We start from the raw sequence: 14,935 nt of genomic DNA on the forward strand, positions 1-14,935 counted from the left end.
TCTCACTCCGCCGCCATCGGCTCGGCCCGGCGCGCCGCGGCCAGGGCCGACAGTTCCGCCATGAGCTGGCTGGCCCGCGCGATCGGGTTCGACAGATAGAAGTCCCGCACCGCGGGGGCAAAGGAGGCATCGCCCAGTTTGCCCGCAGGCAGCGCGCTCCACTTGTTGTCGGGCACCTCATCGATATTCGCCAGATGCGGCACGGCCTCGGTCAGCTTGCGACGCAGTTCGGCAATGGAATCATAGCCCAGTTGCGCGCCCATCTCGGCCGAGAGCGCCCGGAGAATCGCCCAGTTCTCTTTCGCCTGACCCGGCGCGAATCCAGCGCGCAGCGCCAGTTGCGGGCGGCCTTCGGTGTTGACGAAAAGCCCCGGCTCTTCGGTATAGGCGGCGCCCGGCAGGATGATGTCGGCACGGTGCGCGCCCCGGTCGCCATGGCTGCCCTGGTAGATCACAAAGGGGCCTTCGCCGATCTCGATTTCATCCGCGCCGAGGTTGTAGATCACCTCTGCCGCGTTCACATCGTCCATGCCGTTTTCGGCCACGGCACCAATGTCCATCGCACCCACGCGCGACGCGGCGGTGTGCAGCACCATCAGCTTGCTCTTGGTCTTCTCGGCAAGCTCCATCGCTTTCGCCAGAACCGCCGAACCATCAGCTTCGCGCAGCGCGCCCTGCCCCACGACGATCACCGAAGGCTGTTCCAGCACTTCGTCGAAGTCGCTGTTCATCAACTTGTCGAGCGTGGCGCGGTCATTGCCCAGATGGTGATGCGGATAGGTCAGATCGGCGGCCTCGCCAATCAGGCCGATCTCGGCGCCTTTGCTCCAGGCCTTGCGGATGCGCGCGTTCAGCACTGGCGCCTCGACGGCGGGGTTGGTGCCGATGAGCTGGATCATCTTGGCGTCGTCCAGATCTTCGATCCGCGCATTGCCGACATAGCCGAAACGGTTGCCCGCAGGCAGTTTCGCCCCATCGGTGCGGCATTCGACGACACCGCCCTGGCCTTCGATCAATTGCTTCAGCGCAAAGGCCGCCTCAACCGAGACCAGATCACCGACCAGACCGGCCAGTTTCTTGCCCTTCATCGCTGCCGCAGCCGCGTTCAGCGCTTCGGGCCAGCTGGCTTTGCGCAGCTTGCCATTCTCACGGATGTAGGGTGTGTCGAGACGCTGACGGCGCAGACCATCCCAGACGAAGCGGGTCTTGTCGGAAATCCACTCCTCGTTCACGCCATCATGGTTGCGCGGCAGGAAACGCATGACTTCGCGGCCCTTGGTGTCCACGCGGATGTTGGAGCCGAGCGCGTCCATCACGTCGATGCTCTCGGTCTTGCTGAGTTCCCACGGACGCGCGGTAAAGGCATAGGGCTTGGAAACCAACGCGCCGACGGGGCACAAATCAATGATGTTGCCCGACAGGTTGCTGTCGATCAGCGCGCCGAGATAGGTCGTGATCTCCGCATCTTCGCCCCGACCGGTCTGGCCCATCACATGCTGGCCCGCAACCTCGGTCGTGAAACGCACGCAGCGGGTGCAGGAGATGCAGCGGGTCATATGGGTTTCGATCAGCGGACCGAGATCGAGATCTTCGGTGGCCCGCTTCGGCTCGCGGTAGCGCGAGAAGTCGACGCCATAGGCCATCGCCTGATCTTGCAGATCACATTCACCGCCCTGATCGCAAATCGGGCAGTCCAGCGGGTGGTTGATGAGCAGAAATTCCATCACGCCTTCGCGGGCCTTTTTGACCATGGGCGAGTTGGTTTTCACCACCGGCGGCTGGCCTTCGGGACCGGGGCGCAGGTCGCGGACCTGCATGGCGCAGGAGGCGGCGGGCTTGGGCGGCCCGCCGACGACTTCCACAAGACACATCCGGCAGTTACCGGCGATCGACAACCGCTCGTGGTAACAAAAACGCGGCACCTCGACGCCCACCTGCTCGCAGGCCTGAATGAGCGTCATCGCCCCTTCGACTTCGACTTCTTTACCGTCGATGATGATCTTGCGGATATCGCTCATAAGCTCACTTTGCCTTCAGTAACGAACCGATCCGGCTCGATTTTTGAATCTCTTCGCGTCCAAGCGCACAATAGCTTTGCGGGTCCGAAGTATCGACCCCCCTAGCCTTGAAAAACGCGGCCCCGCGCGCTTTCATCCGTGCTTTTTCAGCGTCACTGTCGATATAGGCGTCGATCTCGGCGTCGGAGTAGCCCAGATCGCCGGCCTTTGCCTTGAGGTCCCACGCCATTTTGACCGCCCGCAACATGCGCGCGCTGATCGTGGGGCAATTCTTGCGGATGATGTCCGCCACGCCAATGTCCAAAAGCGCATCGTCAATCGCGGCCACCTCACGCAGCGGCGGTTTGGCGGCGGCGGGGGTGACGGTGGCGGCGGTCAGGCTCAGGCCGATCACGGCGATCATCAGGGTGCGCATATCAATTCTCCTTCATGCAGCGGGCCGTTAAGGCCCGGCTGACAGATGGAGCTTGCGCGCCGTGATATGCAATATCACCGGCGTTCCGGCCCTGCATCCTGCGATATGTCGCCGATGGTCTCACTGCGGGCAACGCCCCTGAAAGGTCAGCGCCCCCCCGTCGAGCCGCAGTGCCGAGGCGGGCGCATCCGGGCCCACCGTCCAGTCGATATCGGAATTTCCGTAGAGCCCGACGCAGTATTTGACCGCCTCGAAACGCGCCGCTTCGCGGGCCCCGTCGAGCGATTTCGCCGCGTCCCGGACCGTCACCTGAAAGACGTCGCGCTGGCCATCAATCTTGCGCAGTTTGGTGCTGAAATATTGCCCGTCAAACGCCACGCGGTCACTGTCATTCGCGCAGCCTGCCAACACGGTGCCGGCGATCAAAAGCGTCAAAGCATATTTCATAACGTCACTCCGCTGCGCATGGGGCACCCCCTGACGCATGTTTCAAATCGGCCGCGTCAAATGCGCGTCTGCTATCGCCATTACCGCCGCAATGGTCAAGCCATGCCGCCGCTTATGCCTGCGCTTGCGCCAAAAGCGCGCGGGAGCGGCGGTATTTCTCTTTCAGCCGCGCCCGTGTCTCCTCGGGCAAGAGCGCCAGACGCGCGTCATCGTCATTGTCGTCCAGATCGGCCAGCTTTACCCGCAACGCGCAGGGGTCAGAGGCGACGCGGGCGATGTAATCCTCAAGCGGCTCGTCCTCGGGGTGGGTCAAACAGGCCACCGAATGTGCGACCCCCTGCCCGAAACGCGCCGCGATCTCCTCCAGCGTTACATCCGTATCCTCGACCACATCATGCAACAGCGCCACGACCTGATCGGCGGCACTGTCCATCCGCGCCGTGACCCGCGCGACATGGCCGATGTAAAGCTGCCCGGCCCGGTCGGTCTGCTGGCCATGCGCGGCCAGAGCCATCTCAAAGGCCGCGCCAACCTGATCGGACTGCGCTGCGGTCATGGCCTACTCCGCCGCCACCGCGCTGACGCGGCCGGTGCGCTTGTGTTTGATACGGTCCTCGATCTCGTCGCGGAAGTGGCGGATCAGACCCTGAATCGGCCAGGCCGCCGCATCGCCGAGCGCGCAGATCGTATGGCCTTCGACCTGTTTGGTCACATCGAGCAGCATGTCGATCTCCTCGGGCTCGGCATCGCCCGAGACCAGACGGTCCATCACCCGCATCATCCAGCCGGTGCCTTCGCGGCAAGGCGTGCACTGGCCGCAGCTTTCGTGTTTGTAGAACTTCGACAGCCGCCAGATCGCTTTGATCACATCCGTGGAATTGTCCATCACGATCACCGCCGCGGTGCCAAGGCCCGAACGTTGCTCGCGCAGATAGTCGAAATCCATGATCGCGTCGCGCATGTCCTTGCCCGGAATCAGCGGCACCGAGGAGCCACCAGGGATCACCGCCTTCAGGTTGTCCCAGCCGCCGCGGATGCCCCCGCAATGGGTTTCGATCAGCTCTTCAAAGGAAATGCTCATCGCCTCTTCAACAACGCAGGGGTTGTTGACGTGACCGGAGATCGCAAAAAGCTTGGTGCCGGCGTTATTGGCCCGGCCAAAGCCCGCAAACCACTCCGGCCCGCGGCGCAGAATGGTCGGCACCACGGCGATGGATTCCACGTTGTTCACCGTGGTCGGGCAGCCATAAAGACCCGCGCCCGCCGGGAAGGGTGGTTTCATCCGCGGCATGCCCTTCTTGCCTTCGAGGCTTTCCAGAAGCGCGGTTTCTTCGCCGCAGATATAGGCGCCCGCCCCGTGGTGCAGGTAGATGTCGAAATCCCAGCCAGATTTGGAGGCGTTCTTGCCCACCAGACCGGCCTCATAGGCCTCATCAATGGCGGTTTGCAGCGCTTCACGCTCGCGGATGTATTCGCCGCGCAGGTAGATGTAGCAGGCATGCGCGTTCATCGCGAAAGAGGCGATCAGGCAGCCTTCGATCAGCGTATGCGGATCATGGCGCATGATTTCGCGGTCTTTACAGGTGCCGGGCTCGGATTCGTCGGCATTGACCACCAGATAGGCGGGGCGGCCATCGCTCTCTTTCGGCATGAAGGACCATTTCAGCCCGGTGGGGAAACCCGCCCCGCCCCGGCCGCGCAGGCCGGAGGCTTTCATCTGGTCCACGATCCAATCGCGGCCCTTTTCGATGATCCCGGCAGTCCCATCCCAATGGCCGCGCGACTGCGCGCCTTTCAGGGTGCGGTCATGCATGCCGTAGATATTGGTAAAAATGCGGTCTTTGTCCTGAAGCATGATGCCTACCTTTGGTTCTCACGGCTGGCCCGGCGGGCCTGCCACATTTGATAAATCACAACCATCGCCCAGATCAGCGCGGCGAGGGCGGCAAAGTCGAAGAGCAGCGCATAGCGCCCCGGCAGCCCGATTGCCGGGGCGGCCCATTGCAAGAGCACCCATAGGGTCATGGTCACGGCAATGACCAGCCCTGCGGTACGGCCCTTGCGGGCAAGCGCTTTGTCTTCGGCTTCGCTCATTGGTTCTACGCTGCCCCGTTAGCTCTGGGAATCGCTGGCGTCGGCGAGGGTTTTGGCCTGCCCGACCCAATTGTCTCGCGCGATCCGACCCTTGAACCGCAGCCGGGAATCGACCCATGCGATCTCACGCTCGTTCAGCGCGGCCAGCTGGTCGAAATGATAGATGCCAAGATCATTCAGCGTCTGTTCCATCTTCGGGCCGATCCCGCCGATGCGTTTGAGGTCATCGGCCCCTTCGGCGCGGGGCGCGTCCAGCAAAGCGGGTTTTTCTTCGGAAACCGTGCCGCTTTCCTCCGCGGCGGGGGCGGTTGGCGGCGGGGTCACCAGCGGGGCCGCATCGGGTTCCCTATCGGCCAGAGGCGCCTCTGCCGTCTCATCGAGCGAGGCAGTGGCGGCGCTATGCACGTCCTCTTCGGGCAGGGAAGTCGGTTTCGTGCGGGGCAGTTCCGGGGCGGCCGGTTCCGGCCTGGCGCTCTCGGCAGGTGCATCCTCGTCGCGGGCAGCCGGTTCCGGCGTGGCGCTTTCGACAGGCGCGTCATCGTCCCGGGCAGCCGGCTCAGGCGTGGGCGCTTCTTCTACATTCGCCGTGTCCGCAACGGGTGGCTCTGACGTCTCGTCTACGGCTGCCGTCTCAGGCTTCGGCGCAGGCGCGGCAACCTCATCCGCCACCACCGACGTATCGGCAATGGGCGCGGCTGGGGCGGCATCATCGCCTTCGTCAGCATCCCGCGGTCCGCTCGCACGTTCCGCCGCGCCGATCCCGGCGTCGCCGGCCGGCACCGTGCCCACGGTCGGGGATACGCTGCCCGACGCTGTCGGGGCCGCCGCGGCAGAGGCCGCCGCCGCGCTGCGCGTATTGTCTTGCGGTGCGTTGGCGGGCGCGTCCTTGCATAGGAAAGTCATCAGGAGATAGCCCGCAACCACGGTCACCAAAGCGCCGACGACAAGCGCTTTGATCAAGCCGCCATCGCCCATCACCAGCATCAAAAAAGCCACCAGCACGCCGATGGCACCGCCCATGTACCAGCTGCGCTTGGTACAGGCCTCCCGTTCCGAAATCTGCGTCATGACTGTTCTTCTCCCCCTGATTGCGGGCGATGCGGCTACTTAGCGGCGCCGTATTTGGCCGCCCATTGTGAAAACTCCGTTATTCCTTTGCGAGACTCCCCGCCTGCGCGACCCAATTGTCGCGGCTGACCCGACCTTTGAACCCTTCGAGGTTCTGATCAACCCAAGCGACCTCTTCCGGTCCCCAATTGGCGATCTGATCGAAATGGTAAAAGCCCATGTTGTTCAACATCTGCTCCAGCTTCGGCCCGACGCCTTTGATCTTTTTCAGATCATCCGCCCCGTTCTCGCGCGGCCCGTCCAATTGTTCGGGCTTTTTGCCCGGCGTGCTGGGCGCTGTGGTTTCCGCCGCGGCGGCATCGGCGCTTTCGCCTGCGGGGTCACGTTTGGAACGCGGCTTGCTCTTGGACATCGCCTCGGCCTCCTGCTCGGCCACACCGGTCTTGTCGGCGGGCTCACCCTCGGCCGGGCGCGGCTCTTCGGCTTCGACCTTTTCAATCGGTTCAGGCTGCGGCGGCTCTGGCTGGTTCTGCCAAGGAGTCAGCAGCGGCACCTCGGTCCCGTCGATCCGCTTGATGGTATCGCCAATATCAACCGCCCGCTGCACGCTGGCGTTATACTGGGTGCGGCCGCTCTCGTATTCGGTGAGGCTGGTCAGACCGCTCAGAGGTTCCGAGGCATAGCGCCCGTTCTGAGGGCCGGGGACCGGCACATTCCCGGCGTCCAACTCATCCAAGATGGCATGCAGCCGTTCGGTGGTCAGGTCTTCGTAATAGTCCTTGCCGATCTGCGCCATGGGCGCGTTCGAGCAAGCCCCGAGACATTCGACCTCTTCCCAGGAAAAACGCCCGTCGGCGGAAAGCTCATGGGGGCGCGGGGCGATCCGTTCCTTGCAGACCGCCACCAGATCTTCGGCCCCGCAGATCATGCAGGAGGTCGTGCCGCAAATCTGAATATTCGCAACGGAACCAACAGGTTGCAGCTGGAACATAAAGTAGAATGTTGCCACTTCCAACCCGCGGATATAGGCCATGCCGAGCATTTCCGACACATGTTCGATCGCCGCACGGGTCAGCCAGCCCTCTTGTTCCTGCGCCCGCCACAGCAGCGGGATGATCGCGCTGGCCTGACGGCCTTCGGGGTATTTCGTGATCTGCGCTTCGGCCCATTCCTGGTTGGCGGGCGTGAAGGCAAAAGTCTCGGGCTGGTCAGGGTGTAGACGGCGGAGCATTAGTTCGAACCTATGGTCAAGCGGAGGCGATCTGCGCCCCCGGCGTAAGTATTCCGGGCAATATGAAGAGCGGCAGCCATTACCGGTCAATCTCTCCAAAGACGACATCCATCGTCCCGATGATCGCGGCCACATCGGCCAATTGGTGACCGGTGGCGATATGATCCATCGCTTGCAGATGCAGAAAGCCGGGCGCGCGGATCTTGGAGCGGTAGGGTTTATTGGTCCCATCCGCCACCAGATAGACGCCAAACTCCCCTTTGGGCGCTTCAACGGCGCAGTAGACCTCACCCGCAGGCACGTGGAAGCCTTCGGTATAGAGTTTGAAGTGGTGGATCAGGCTTTCCATATCGGTCTTCATCGCAGTGCGCGACGGCGGTGTGATCTTGCCGCGGGCGAGGATGTCGCCCTGCCCTTCGGGCGCGCGCAGCTTTTCGATCGCCTGCTGGATGATGAAGGTCGACTGGCGCATCTCTTCCATCCGGCAAAGGTAGCGGTCAAAGCAATCGCCGTTCTTGCCCACGGGAATCTGGAAGTCGAATTCGTCATAACATTCATAGGGTTGCGCGCGGCGCAGATCCCAGGCCAGACCAGAGCCACGGACCATGACGCCGCTGAACCCATAGTCCAGAATGTCCTGTTCGGTCACAATGCCGATGTCGACGTTGCGCTGTTTGAAAATCCGGTTTTCGGTCAGCAGCTCGTCGATATCGACCATGAATTTGGTCAGGAACTGATCACACCAGGCTTCGATATCATCCAAGAGCGCGGGCGGCAGGTCTTGGTGCACCCCACCGGGGCGGAAGTAAGCCGCGTGGAGGCGCGCGCCGCAGGCCCGCTCGTAAAAGATCATCAGGCTTTCACGCTCTTCAAACCCCCAGAGCGGCGGGGTCAGCGCGCCCACGTCCAGCGCCTGTGTGGTGACGTTGAGCAGGTGGTTCAGGATACGCCCGATCTCGGAGAACAGCACCCGGATCAGCGAGGCCCGGCGCGGCACCACCGTGTCGGTCAGCTTTTCGATGGCCAGACACCAGGCGTGCTCCTGGTTCATCGGGGCCACATAGTCGAGCCGGTCGAAATAGGGCAGGTTCTGCAGATAGGTGCGGCTTTCCATCAGCTTTTCGGTGCCACGGTGCAGCAGGCCGATATGCGGATCGCAACGCTCTACAACCTCGCCGTCAAGCTCCAGCACCAGACGCAAAACCCCGTGCGCGGCAGGGTGTTGCGGGCCGAAGTTGATGTTGAAGTTGCGGATCTTCTGCTCGCCGGACTCAAAGTCGGTCGACCCGTCGTCAAAGGCTTTTGTGCGAATGTCGCCGTCCATTACCGTTTCTCCAGTTCTTGCAGCTTGAGCCCCATCCACCACAGCAGGGCAATCGTGCCCAGCGGGATCAGACAGGCTGCTGCCCAGTATTTATTGATGCCGAAGAACGGCAAAAGCTTGACCATCGGGATGGCGGTCAGCGCAGAGAGGATCAGCCACCAAAGCCCGCCCATTACTTCGCGTCCTTGCTGACATGGCCGTCAGGCGCCGCCTTGTCATCGCCCGGCAGAATGTAGTCGGCCCCTTCCCAGGGCGACATGAAGTCGAACTGGCGATATTCCTGCACCAGGCTCACCGGCTCATAGACCACGCGTTTGGCGGCCTCGTCATAGCGCACTTCGGTATAGCCCGTGGTCGGGAAATCCTTGCGCAGCGGATGGCCGCGGAAGCCGTAATCCGTCAGGATGCGGCGCAGGTCCGGATGGCCGGAAAAGAGGATGCCGAACATGTCGAAAATCTCGCGCTCGAACCAATCGGCACTGGGATGCACCGAGGTCAGCGAGGGCACCATGTCCTTCTCCCGCGCGGTGGCGCGCAGGCGGATGCGGTGGTTTTGGTACATCGACAGGAAGTGGTAGACCACATCGAAGCGCTTGGCCCGGCCGGGGTAGTCCACCGCCGTGATGTCGACGAGGGTCGAGAAGCGGCAAGTCGGGTCGCTGCGCAGGAATTCCACCAGCCCGGCCACATTGGCCAGCGCCACATTCATGTTCAGCTCACCCTTGGTGACATCCCAACCGAGCACACAATCGGGCCGTTTGGCTTCGATATAGGCTCCAAGTTCCTGCAGTTGTTCGCTCATCGCAAATCTTCCTTCCACGCGCCGATCAACGCCATCTCACTGTCGCGCGCATCCGGCGCCTTGTCTGTCCTGCCCACGCCGCAAGGGGCGCGGGCCGTCGCTTACCGCACGATCGTCCCAGTGCGGCGGATCTTGCGCTGCAATTGCAAGATCCCGTAAAGCAGCGCCTCTGCCGTGGGCGGGCAGCCAGGCACATAGATGTCCACCGGCACGATCCGGTCACAGCCGCGCACGACCGAGTAGCTGTAGTGGTAATAGCCCCCGCCATTGGCGCAGGAGCCCATTGAGATCACATAGCGCGGCTCTGGCATCTGGTCGTAGACCTTGCGCAGCGCCGGGGCCATTTTATTGGTCAGGGTGCCCGCGACGATCATGAGGTCAGACTGGCGCGGAGAGGCGCGCGGCGCCGTGCCAAAGCGCTCAAGATCATAGCGCGGCATCGAACTGTGCATCATCTCGACCGCGCAGCAGGCCAGACCAAAGGTCATCCAGTGCAGCGAGCCAGTACGCGCCCAGTTGATGATATCCTCGGTCGAGGTCACCAAGAAGCCCTTGTCCTGCAACTCGGCATTCAGGCTCTGGGTCGCGACCTCAGGGTCCGGCCCGGCGCCATATTGGCCGTAGGCCGCAGGCGCGGACGCCCCGGATTTGACCCGAGGGCTCTGATAGCCATCCCCCATGACCGGGGTGACCAGACCGTCATCCTTTACTGCCATTCCAGCGCTCCCTTCTTCCATTCATAGGCGAAGCCCGCCGTCAGCACGCCCAAGAACACCATCATGGACCAGAAACCAACCATGCTCACTTCCTTAAAGGCCACGGCCCAAGGGAAGAGGAAGGCAATTTCGAGGTCGAAGATGATGAAGAGGATCGAGACCAGATAGAAACGCACGTCGAATTTCATCCGCGCGTCGTCAAAAGCGTTGAACCCGCATTCATAGGCCGAGACCTTTTCCGGGTCCGGGTTGCGCACAGCCACCACCACAGCGGCGAGGATCAGCACAAGGCCCAAGCCGATGGCCACGGCCAGAAAAACGAGGATGGGCAGGTATTCCCGCAGCATGTCGTCCAAGGGGATGCTCCTTTCGCGGTGCGCGGCAGTCGAAAGGGGTCCGAGCCCCGCGCAGACAAACTTGGAACGGGTTTAACTCTGCCGGTGGGTAGGGTCAACGGGCCAAGGCCGCATATTGCCGCCCCGCCCCGTCTCAATCCCGTCAATTCGCGCAGGGCTGACCCTAGATCACCCATGCCGCCTTGCGCTTGTCGAAAAAGGCACCGATTCCCTCGGCGGCTTCTTCGGTTTCCCAGCGGGCGGCGAGCGCATCGATGGACAGTTTCACCGCCTCGGGCGTGGCGATTCCGCCCAAGTCCTGCGCGAGCTTCTTGGCCGCCGCCACGGCCCCCGGCGCGCAGGAGAGATAGGGGACGACCTCAGCCTCCACCGCCGCGTCCAGATCATCCGCCGGAACGGCGCGGGCGAGCAGCCCCAGATCGACCGCCTCGGCCGCATCAAACAGGCGTGCCGACATGAAGACCCGCCGCGCCCGCCCCTCGCCCATCCGTGCCAGAACATAGGGCCCGATGGTCGCCGGAATGATGCCCAGCCGGGTTTCAGTGAAACCCATTTTCAATGTATCCACGCCAATCGCCACGTCACAGACCGAGGCCATGCCGACCCCGCCGCCAAAGGCATTGCCCTGCAGCTTGCCGATCACCGGCTTTGGCAGCGCATTGAGCGCGCCCAGCATGGTGGCGAGCTTACCCGCCTCGGCAGAGCGTGTCTCGGCATCCATATCCGCCTGATCGCGCATCCAGCCCAGATCGCCCCCGGCGCAGAAGGATTTGCCCGCCCCGGTCAGCACCACGACGCGCACCGCATCGTCAGCGGCCAACTTCCCGGCCGCATCCGTCAGCTCCGCCAGCATCTGCGCCGACATGGCGTTGTGCTTCTCCGGTCGGTTCAGGGTCAGCACCGCCACCCCGCGCGCGTCGGTTTCGATCGTCAAAGTCTCGTACATGTTAGCCTCGCATCGCCGCTGCCATTTCGGCGGCCTCTTCGACCACCGTTTGATCCACCCCGGTGTCATAGCCCAGGGCCGTCAGATGCGCGTTCACCGCCTCGGTGGCGACATTGCCCGCCGCCCCCGGCGCATAGGGGCAGCCGCCCAGACCGCCGACCGCCGCGTCAAAGACCCGCACCCCCATCGAGAGCGAGGCGTCGATATTCGCCATCGCCCGGCCATGGGTGTCGTGATAATGCCCCGCCAAACGGCCCACCGGCACCACATCGCGCACCGCCAAGAGCATCCGCGCGATACTGTCGGGCGTGCCCGCGCCGATCGTATCACCGAGCGAGACCTCATAGCAGCCCATGGAGAACAACCGATCCGCCACCCGCGCCACCGCGCCGGGGTCGACCTTGCCGTCATAGGGGCATTCAACCACGCAGGAGACATAGCCGCGCACCGGCAGATCGATATGCCGGGCTTCCTCAAGGATCGGGGCGAAGCGGGCGAATGCCTCTTCGATACTGGCGTTGATGTTCTTCTTGCTGAAGCCTTCGGAGGCCGAGGCGAAGATCGCGATTTCGTCGGCCTTGGCCTTCACCGCGTCCTCATAGCCGTACATATTGGGGGTCAGCGCCGCATAGCGCACGCCTTCCGCCCGCGTGATCCCGGCCAGAACCTCGCCCGACCCGGCCATTTGCGGCACCCATTTGGGGCTGACGAAACTGGCGCATTCGATCCGGCGAAACCCGGCCTGGCTCAGCTTATCGACCAAGGCCACCTTTTCGGAAACCGGAATCTCCCGCTTCTCGTTCTGCAAGCCGTCCCGCGGGCCGACCTCGAAAATCTCACATGGACCAAGGCTCATTGGCCGTTCTCCTTCCCTGCAAATCCTGCCTGCCCGGGCCTAATCAACCGGCCATGGCGCGTAGAAATCCTGCTCAAACAACCGCCCTTCCTTGGGCAGCGCCTGCGCAAAGCTGTCGCGTTCCGTGATCCGTTCATACCACGCCGCAACCGAAGGGTGGTCATCCAATTTCACGAAATGCCGCGCCATATAGACCGCTTGACCGACCGAGATGTCGGCGGCGGAAAAGCCGCTCGTCAGCAGGTAGTCGCGGTTCTCCAGCGGTGTCGAAAGCCGCGCCTCCAGCGCGTCGTAGCATTTGCCGATCCGCGCGGCCTCCAGCTTCATCACGATGGGGCTGCGCATCGAATCCTCGCGCAGCGCGATATGCTGCTGGGTCAGCGCCGCCGTATGCTGGCTGATGGTCTCGGCGAAATGCACCCAGACCAGCCAGGCCATGCGGTCCGGGCTGCCCACCGAGCGGCCCATGCGGTCGGGGCTGTAGCGCTCGCAAAGATACTGGGTGATCGCCCCGGTCTCGAACATGCGCTCCCCGTCGATCTCCAGCGCCGGCACCCGGCCCGCGGGCGAGAGCACCAGATAGGCCGGGTCGCGCAGGCTGCGGTCAAAGGCGTGCAGTTTGACCTGAAACTCGACGTCATCCAGCTCATGCAACAGCCAAAGCGTGCGCATCGAGCGGGTCTGCGGACAGTGGTGCAGCGTGATCATGCCGCATCCTCTGCGTCCGCTTCCAGCCGCACAAGCGCCGCTCCCGCTTCGACCTGATCGCCGGGCTGGGCCAATACCTCGGCCACCACCCCATCGCGCGCGGCGAGCAGGGAATGTTCCATCTTCATCGCCTCCAGCACCGCCAGACGGTCGCCCTTGGCCACGCTCTGGCCGACCTCGGCGTCGATGGCGCGGACAAGGCCCGGCATCGGCGCTTCGACGATATTGCCATCCCCATGCGCCGCCGCCGCGCGGGCCAGCGGGTCGATCACGTCAAAGGCGATGCCATAGGCGTCAAACACCGTGACCACATCCCCGGCCACCGAGACGCTCGGCGCGACATGGCCTTCGACCTTCCAGCGCCCGGCGACCCGTTCCGCGCGGACCTCATGGTCGTTGACGGTCCAAAGCTGCACATCCTCCGACAGCACCCGCACCTTCACCAGATGCTCTTCGCCGTCGCGGCCCAGCATCACCTGATGCCGCAGCGGCCGCCACAGGTTGAACCCGGCCTCGGCCGGCGGGTCCATAAGCCCGAGCGCCGCCATCCCGGCCAGCGCGAAATGCCGCCCCGGCACCTCCGGCTCGGCGGTCAGCGCGTCAATGTCCCGCGCGATCAGCCCGGTGTCGACATCGCCCTTGGCAAAGCCCTCATGCTCCGCCAGCGCCCCGAGGAAGGCGAGGTTGGTCACCGTGCCGCCCACTTCGCAGCCCTTGAGCGCGGCGCGCAGCCGCGACAGCGCCACGTCGCGCGTCGGCCCATGGACGATGACCTTGGCGATCATCGGGTCATAGAAGGGGCTGATCGTATCCCCCGCCCGCACGCCGCTGTCGGCACGGGTCTGGGGCGTGAAGGAGAGATGCGTCAGCGTGCCGGTCGCGGGCAGGAAACCTTTCGGCACATCCTCGGCATAGAGCCGCGCCTCAAAAGCATGACCCTCGATGGTCAACTCTTCCTGCGCCTTCGGCAAAGCCTCCCCGGCAGCGACGCGCAGCTGCCATTCGACCAGATCGACCCCGGTGACCAGTTCCGTCACCGGATGTTCCACCTGCAGACGCGTGTTCATCTCCATGAAGAAGAACCCGTCGGTCGAGAGCCCACCCGAGCCGTCGACGATGAATTCCACCGTGCCGGCCCCGGCATAGCCGATGGCCTCCGCCGCGCGCACCGCCGCTTGCCCCATCGCCGCACGCATCTCTTCCGTCATATCCGGCGCGGGGGCTTCTTCGATCACCTTCTGGTGGCGGCGCTGGAGCGAGCAATCGCGCTCGAAGAGATGCACCGCATGGGTGCCGTCGCCAAAGACCTGCACCTCGATATGGCGCGGCTTGGTGACGAATTTCTCCACCAAGACATCCGCATTGCCAAAGGCGGTCTTGGCCTCGGAGCGCGCGCTTTCCAGCGCTGCCTGAAAGCCCGCGGCCTCCTCAACCAGCCGCATCCCCTTGCCGCCGCCCCCGGCAACGGCCTTGATCAGCACCGGATAGCCAATCTTCTCGGCCTCATCGGCCAAAAGCGTATCGTCCTGATCCGCGCCGTGATAGCCCGGCACGACGGGCACGCCCGCCTCGACCATCAGCGCCTTGGCGGCGTCCTTCAGCCCCATGGCCCGAATGGCCTTGGCCGAGGGGCCGATGAAGGTCAGCCCGGCGGCCTCCACCGCCTCCACGAAATCGGGGTTCTCGCTCAAAAACCCGTAGCCCGGATGGATCGCCTGCGCACCTGTGTCGAGCGCGGCCTGGATGATCACATCGCCCTTGAGGTAACTCTCCGCCGGGGCAGAGCCGCCAATATGCACGGCGGCACCCGCCATCGCCACGTGTTTCGCGCCCGCATCCGCGTCGGAATACACCGCCACGCAGCGCACCCCCATGGCCTGCGCCGTTTCCATTACCCGGCAAGCAATCTCACCCCGGTTCGCAATCAGGATCGTGTCAAACATGCTCTACCCTT

17 protein-coding genes are annotated in these 14,935 nt (G+C 63.7%); all 17 read right to left on the reverse strand.

What is annotated here, in order from left to right; genetic code table 11:
* Positions 1 to 2 precede the first annotated feature (2 nt).
* Complete coding sequence (gene nuoG, locus AB4M76_RS11990) at positions 3 to 2,018, reverse strand: NADH-quinone oxidoreductase subunit NuoG (protein ID WP_368442099.1); 2,016 nt, start codon at positions 2,016 to 2,018, stop codon at positions 3 to 5.
* A 4-nt stretch (positions 2,019 to 2,022) separates the two neighbouring features.
* Complete coding sequence (locus AB4M76_RS11995; RefSeq protein WP_368442100.1) at positions 2,023 to 2,433, reverse strand: DUF5333 domain-containing protein; 411 nt, start codon at positions 2,431 to 2,433, stop codon at positions 2,023 to 2,025.
* A gap of 120 nt (positions 2,434 to 2,553) precedes the next feature.
* Positions 2,554 to 2,880, reverse strand: a complete 327-nt coding sequence (locus AB4M76_RS12000) for a hypothetical protein (protein WP_368442101.1) — start codon at positions 2,878 to 2,880, stop codon at positions 2,554 to 2,556.
* A gap of 112 nt (positions 2,881 to 2,992) precedes the next feature.
* Positions 2,993 to 3,436, reverse strand: a complete 444-nt coding sequence (locus AB4M76_RS12005; protein ID WP_368442102.1) for an HD domain-containing protein — start codon at positions 3,434 to 3,436, stop codon at positions 2,993 to 2,995.
* Positions 3,437 to 3,439: 3 nt separating this feature from the next.
* The gene (gene nuoF, locus AB4M76_RS12010; protein WP_368442103.1) at positions 3,440 to 4,735 is read right to left on the reverse strand and encodes an NADH-quinone oxidoreductase subunit NuoF; all 1,296 of its coding nucleotides are present in this window, start codon (positions 4,733 to 4,735) and stop codon (positions 3,440 to 3,442) included.
* Between the two features lie 5 nt (positions 4,736 to 4,740).
* A complete protein-coding gene (locus tag AB4M76_RS12015) occupies positions 4,741 to 4,974 on the reverse strand; it encodes a DUF5337 domain-containing protein (protein ID WP_368442104.1) in 234 nt (77 codons plus the stop codon).
* Between the two features lie 18 nt (positions 4,975 to 4,992).
* Complete coding sequence (locus AB4M76_RS12020) at positions 4,993 to 6,042, reverse strand: hypothetical protein (RefSeq protein WP_368442105.1); 1,050 nt, start codon at positions 6,040 to 6,042, stop codon at positions 4,993 to 4,995.
* A gap of 79 nt (positions 6,043 to 6,121) precedes the next feature.
* Complete coding sequence (locus tag AB4M76_RS12025) at positions 6,122 to 7,273, reverse strand: NADH-quinone oxidoreductase subunit E (RefSeq protein ID WP_368442106.1); 1,152 nt, start codon at positions 7,271 to 7,273, stop codon at positions 6,122 to 6,124.
* A gap of 79 nt (positions 7,274 to 7,352) precedes the next feature.
* Positions 7,353 to 8,597, reverse strand: coding sequence for an NADH-quinone oxidoreductase subunit D (locus AB4M76_RS12030; RefSeq protein ID WP_368442107.1), 1,245 nt, complete (start codon positions 8,595 to 8,597; stop codon positions 7,353 to 7,355).
* Positions 8,597 to 8,770 carry a hypothetical protein gene (locus tag AB4M76_RS12035; RefSeq protein WP_368442109.1) on the reverse strand — a complete coding sequence of 58 codons (174 nt, stop codon included), beginning with the start codon at positions 8,768 to 8,770 and terminating at the stop codon, positions 8,597 to 8,599. Before AB4M76_RS12035 ends, AB4M76_RS12030 begins: the two co-directional genes overlap by 1 nt.
* Entirely contained in the window at positions 8,770 to 9,399 is a 630-nt protein-coding gene (locus AB4M76_RS12040; RefSeq protein ID WP_093739415.1) for an NADH-quinone oxidoreductase subunit C, read from the reverse strand. Before AB4M76_RS12040 ends, AB4M76_RS12035 begins: the two co-directional genes overlap by 1 nt.
* Before the next feature lie 101 nt (positions 9,400 to 9,500).
* A complete protein-coding gene (locus AB4M76_RS12045; RefSeq protein WP_368442110.1) occupies positions 9,501 to 10,115 on the reverse strand; it encodes an NADH-quinone oxidoreductase subunit B family protein in 615 nt (204 codons plus the stop codon).
* On the reverse strand, positions 10,106 to 10,471 hold the full coding sequence (locus tag AB4M76_RS12050; protein WP_067263411.1) for an NADH-quinone oxidoreductase subunit A: 366 nt from the start codon (positions 10,469 to 10,471) through the stop codon (positions 10,106 to 10,108). Before AB4M76_RS12050 ends, AB4M76_RS12045 begins: the two co-directional genes overlap by 10 nt.
* A gap of 163 nt (positions 10,472 to 10,634) precedes the next feature.
* Entirely contained in the window at positions 10,635 to 11,417 is a 783-nt protein-coding gene (locus AB4M76_RS12055) for a crotonase/enoyl-CoA hydratase family protein (RefSeq protein WP_368442111.1), read from the reverse strand.
* A 1-nt stretch (position 11,418) separates the two neighbouring features.
* Positions 11,419 to 12,273, reverse strand: a complete 855-nt coding sequence (locus tag AB4M76_RS12060) for a hydroxymethylglutaryl-CoA lyase (RefSeq protein WP_368442112.1) — start codon at positions 12,271 to 12,273, stop codon at positions 11,419 to 11,421.
* 39 nt (positions 12,274 to 12,312) lie between these two features.
* Complete coding sequence (locus AB4M76_RS12065) at positions 12,313 to 12,981, reverse strand: glutathione S-transferase family protein (protein ID WP_368442113.1); 669 nt, start codon at positions 12,979 to 12,981, stop codon at positions 12,313 to 12,315.
* Positions 12,978 to 14,924, reverse strand: coding sequence for a biotin carboxylase N-terminal domain-containing protein (locus AB4M76_RS12070; protein WP_368442114.1), 1,947 nt, complete (start codon positions 14,922 to 14,924; stop codon positions 12,978 to 12,980). The genes AB4M76_RS12065 and AB4M76_RS12070 overlap by 4 nt, the downstream gene beginning before the upstream one ends.
* Between the last annotated feature and the right edge of the window lie 11 nt (positions 14,925 to 14,935).

The organism is Sulfitobacter sp. PS-8MA (assembly GCF_040933935.1).
Classification (GTDB): Bacteria; Pseudomonadota; Alphaproteobacteria; order Rhodobacterales; family Rhodobacteraceae; genus Sulfitobacter.

Excerpts from the sequence above, each read along its gene's own strand:
- AB4M76_RS12040 (WP_093739415.1), bottom strand. The coding sequence starts at position 9,399 with ATGAGCGAACAACTGCAGGAACTTGGAGCCTATATCGAAGCCAAACGG.
- AB4M76_RS12005 (WP_368442102.1), bottom strand. The coding sequence starts at position 3,436 with ATGACCGCAGCGCAGTCCGATCAGGTTGGCGCGGCCTTTGAGATGGCT.
- AB4M76_RS12065 (WP_368442113.1), bottom strand. The coding sequence starts at position 12,981 with ATGATCACGCTGCACCACTGTCCGCAGACCCGCTCGATGCGCACGCTT.
- AB4M76_RS12020 (WP_368442105.1), bottom strand. The coding sequence starts at position 6,042 with ATGACGCAGATTTCGGAACGGGAGGCCTGTACCAAGCGCAGCTGGTAC.
- AB4M76_RS12035 (WP_368442109.1), bottom strand. The coding sequence starts at position 8,770 with ATGGGCGGGCTTTGGTGGCTGATCCTCTCTGCGCTGACCGCCATCCCG.
- AB4M76_RS12030 (WP_368442107.1), bottom strand. The coding sequence starts at position 8,597 with ATGGACGGCGACATTCGCACAAAAGCCTTTGACGACGGGTCGACCGAC.
- AB4M76_RS12060 (WP_368442112.1), bottom strand. The coding sequence starts at position 12,273 with ATGAGCCTTGGTCCATGTGAGATTTTCGAGGTCGGCCCGCGGGACGGC.
- AB4M76_RS12045 (WP_368442110.1), bottom strand. The coding sequence starts at position 10,115 with ATGGCAGTAAAGGATGACGGTCTGGTCACCCCGGTCATGGGGGATGGC.
- AB4M76_RS12000 (WP_368442101.1), bottom strand. The coding sequence starts at position 2,880 with ATGAAATATGCTTTGACGCTTTTGATCGCCGGCACCGTGTTGGCAGGC.
- nuoG (WP_368442099.1), bottom strand. The coding sequence starts at position 2,018 with ATGAGCGATATCCGCAAGATCATCATCGACGGTAAAGAAGTCGAAGTC.
- AB4M76_RS12015 (WP_368442104.1), bottom strand. The coding sequence starts at position 4,974 with ATGAGCGAAGCCGAAGACAAAGCGCTTGCCCGCAAGGGCCGTACCGCA.
- nuoF (WP_368442103.1), bottom strand. The coding sequence starts at position 4,735 with ATGCTTCAGGACAAAGACCGCATTTTTACCAATATCTACGGCATGCAT.
- AB4M76_RS12070 (WP_368442114.1), bottom strand. The coding sequence starts at position 14,924 with ATGTTTGACACGATCCTGATTGCGAACCGGGGTGAGATTGCTTGCCGG.
- AB4M76_RS12055 (WP_368442111.1), bottom strand. The coding sequence starts at position 11,417 with ATGTACGAGACTTTGACGATCGAAACCGACGCGCGCGGGGTGGCGGTG.
- AB4M76_RS12025 (WP_368442106.1), bottom strand. The coding sequence starts at position 7,273 with ATGCTCCGCCGTCTACACCCTGACCAGCCCGAGACTTTTGCCTTCACG.
- AB4M76_RS11995 (WP_368442100.1), bottom strand. The coding sequence starts at position 2,433 with ATGCGCACCCTGATGATCGCCGTGATCGGCCTGAGCCTGACCGCCGCC.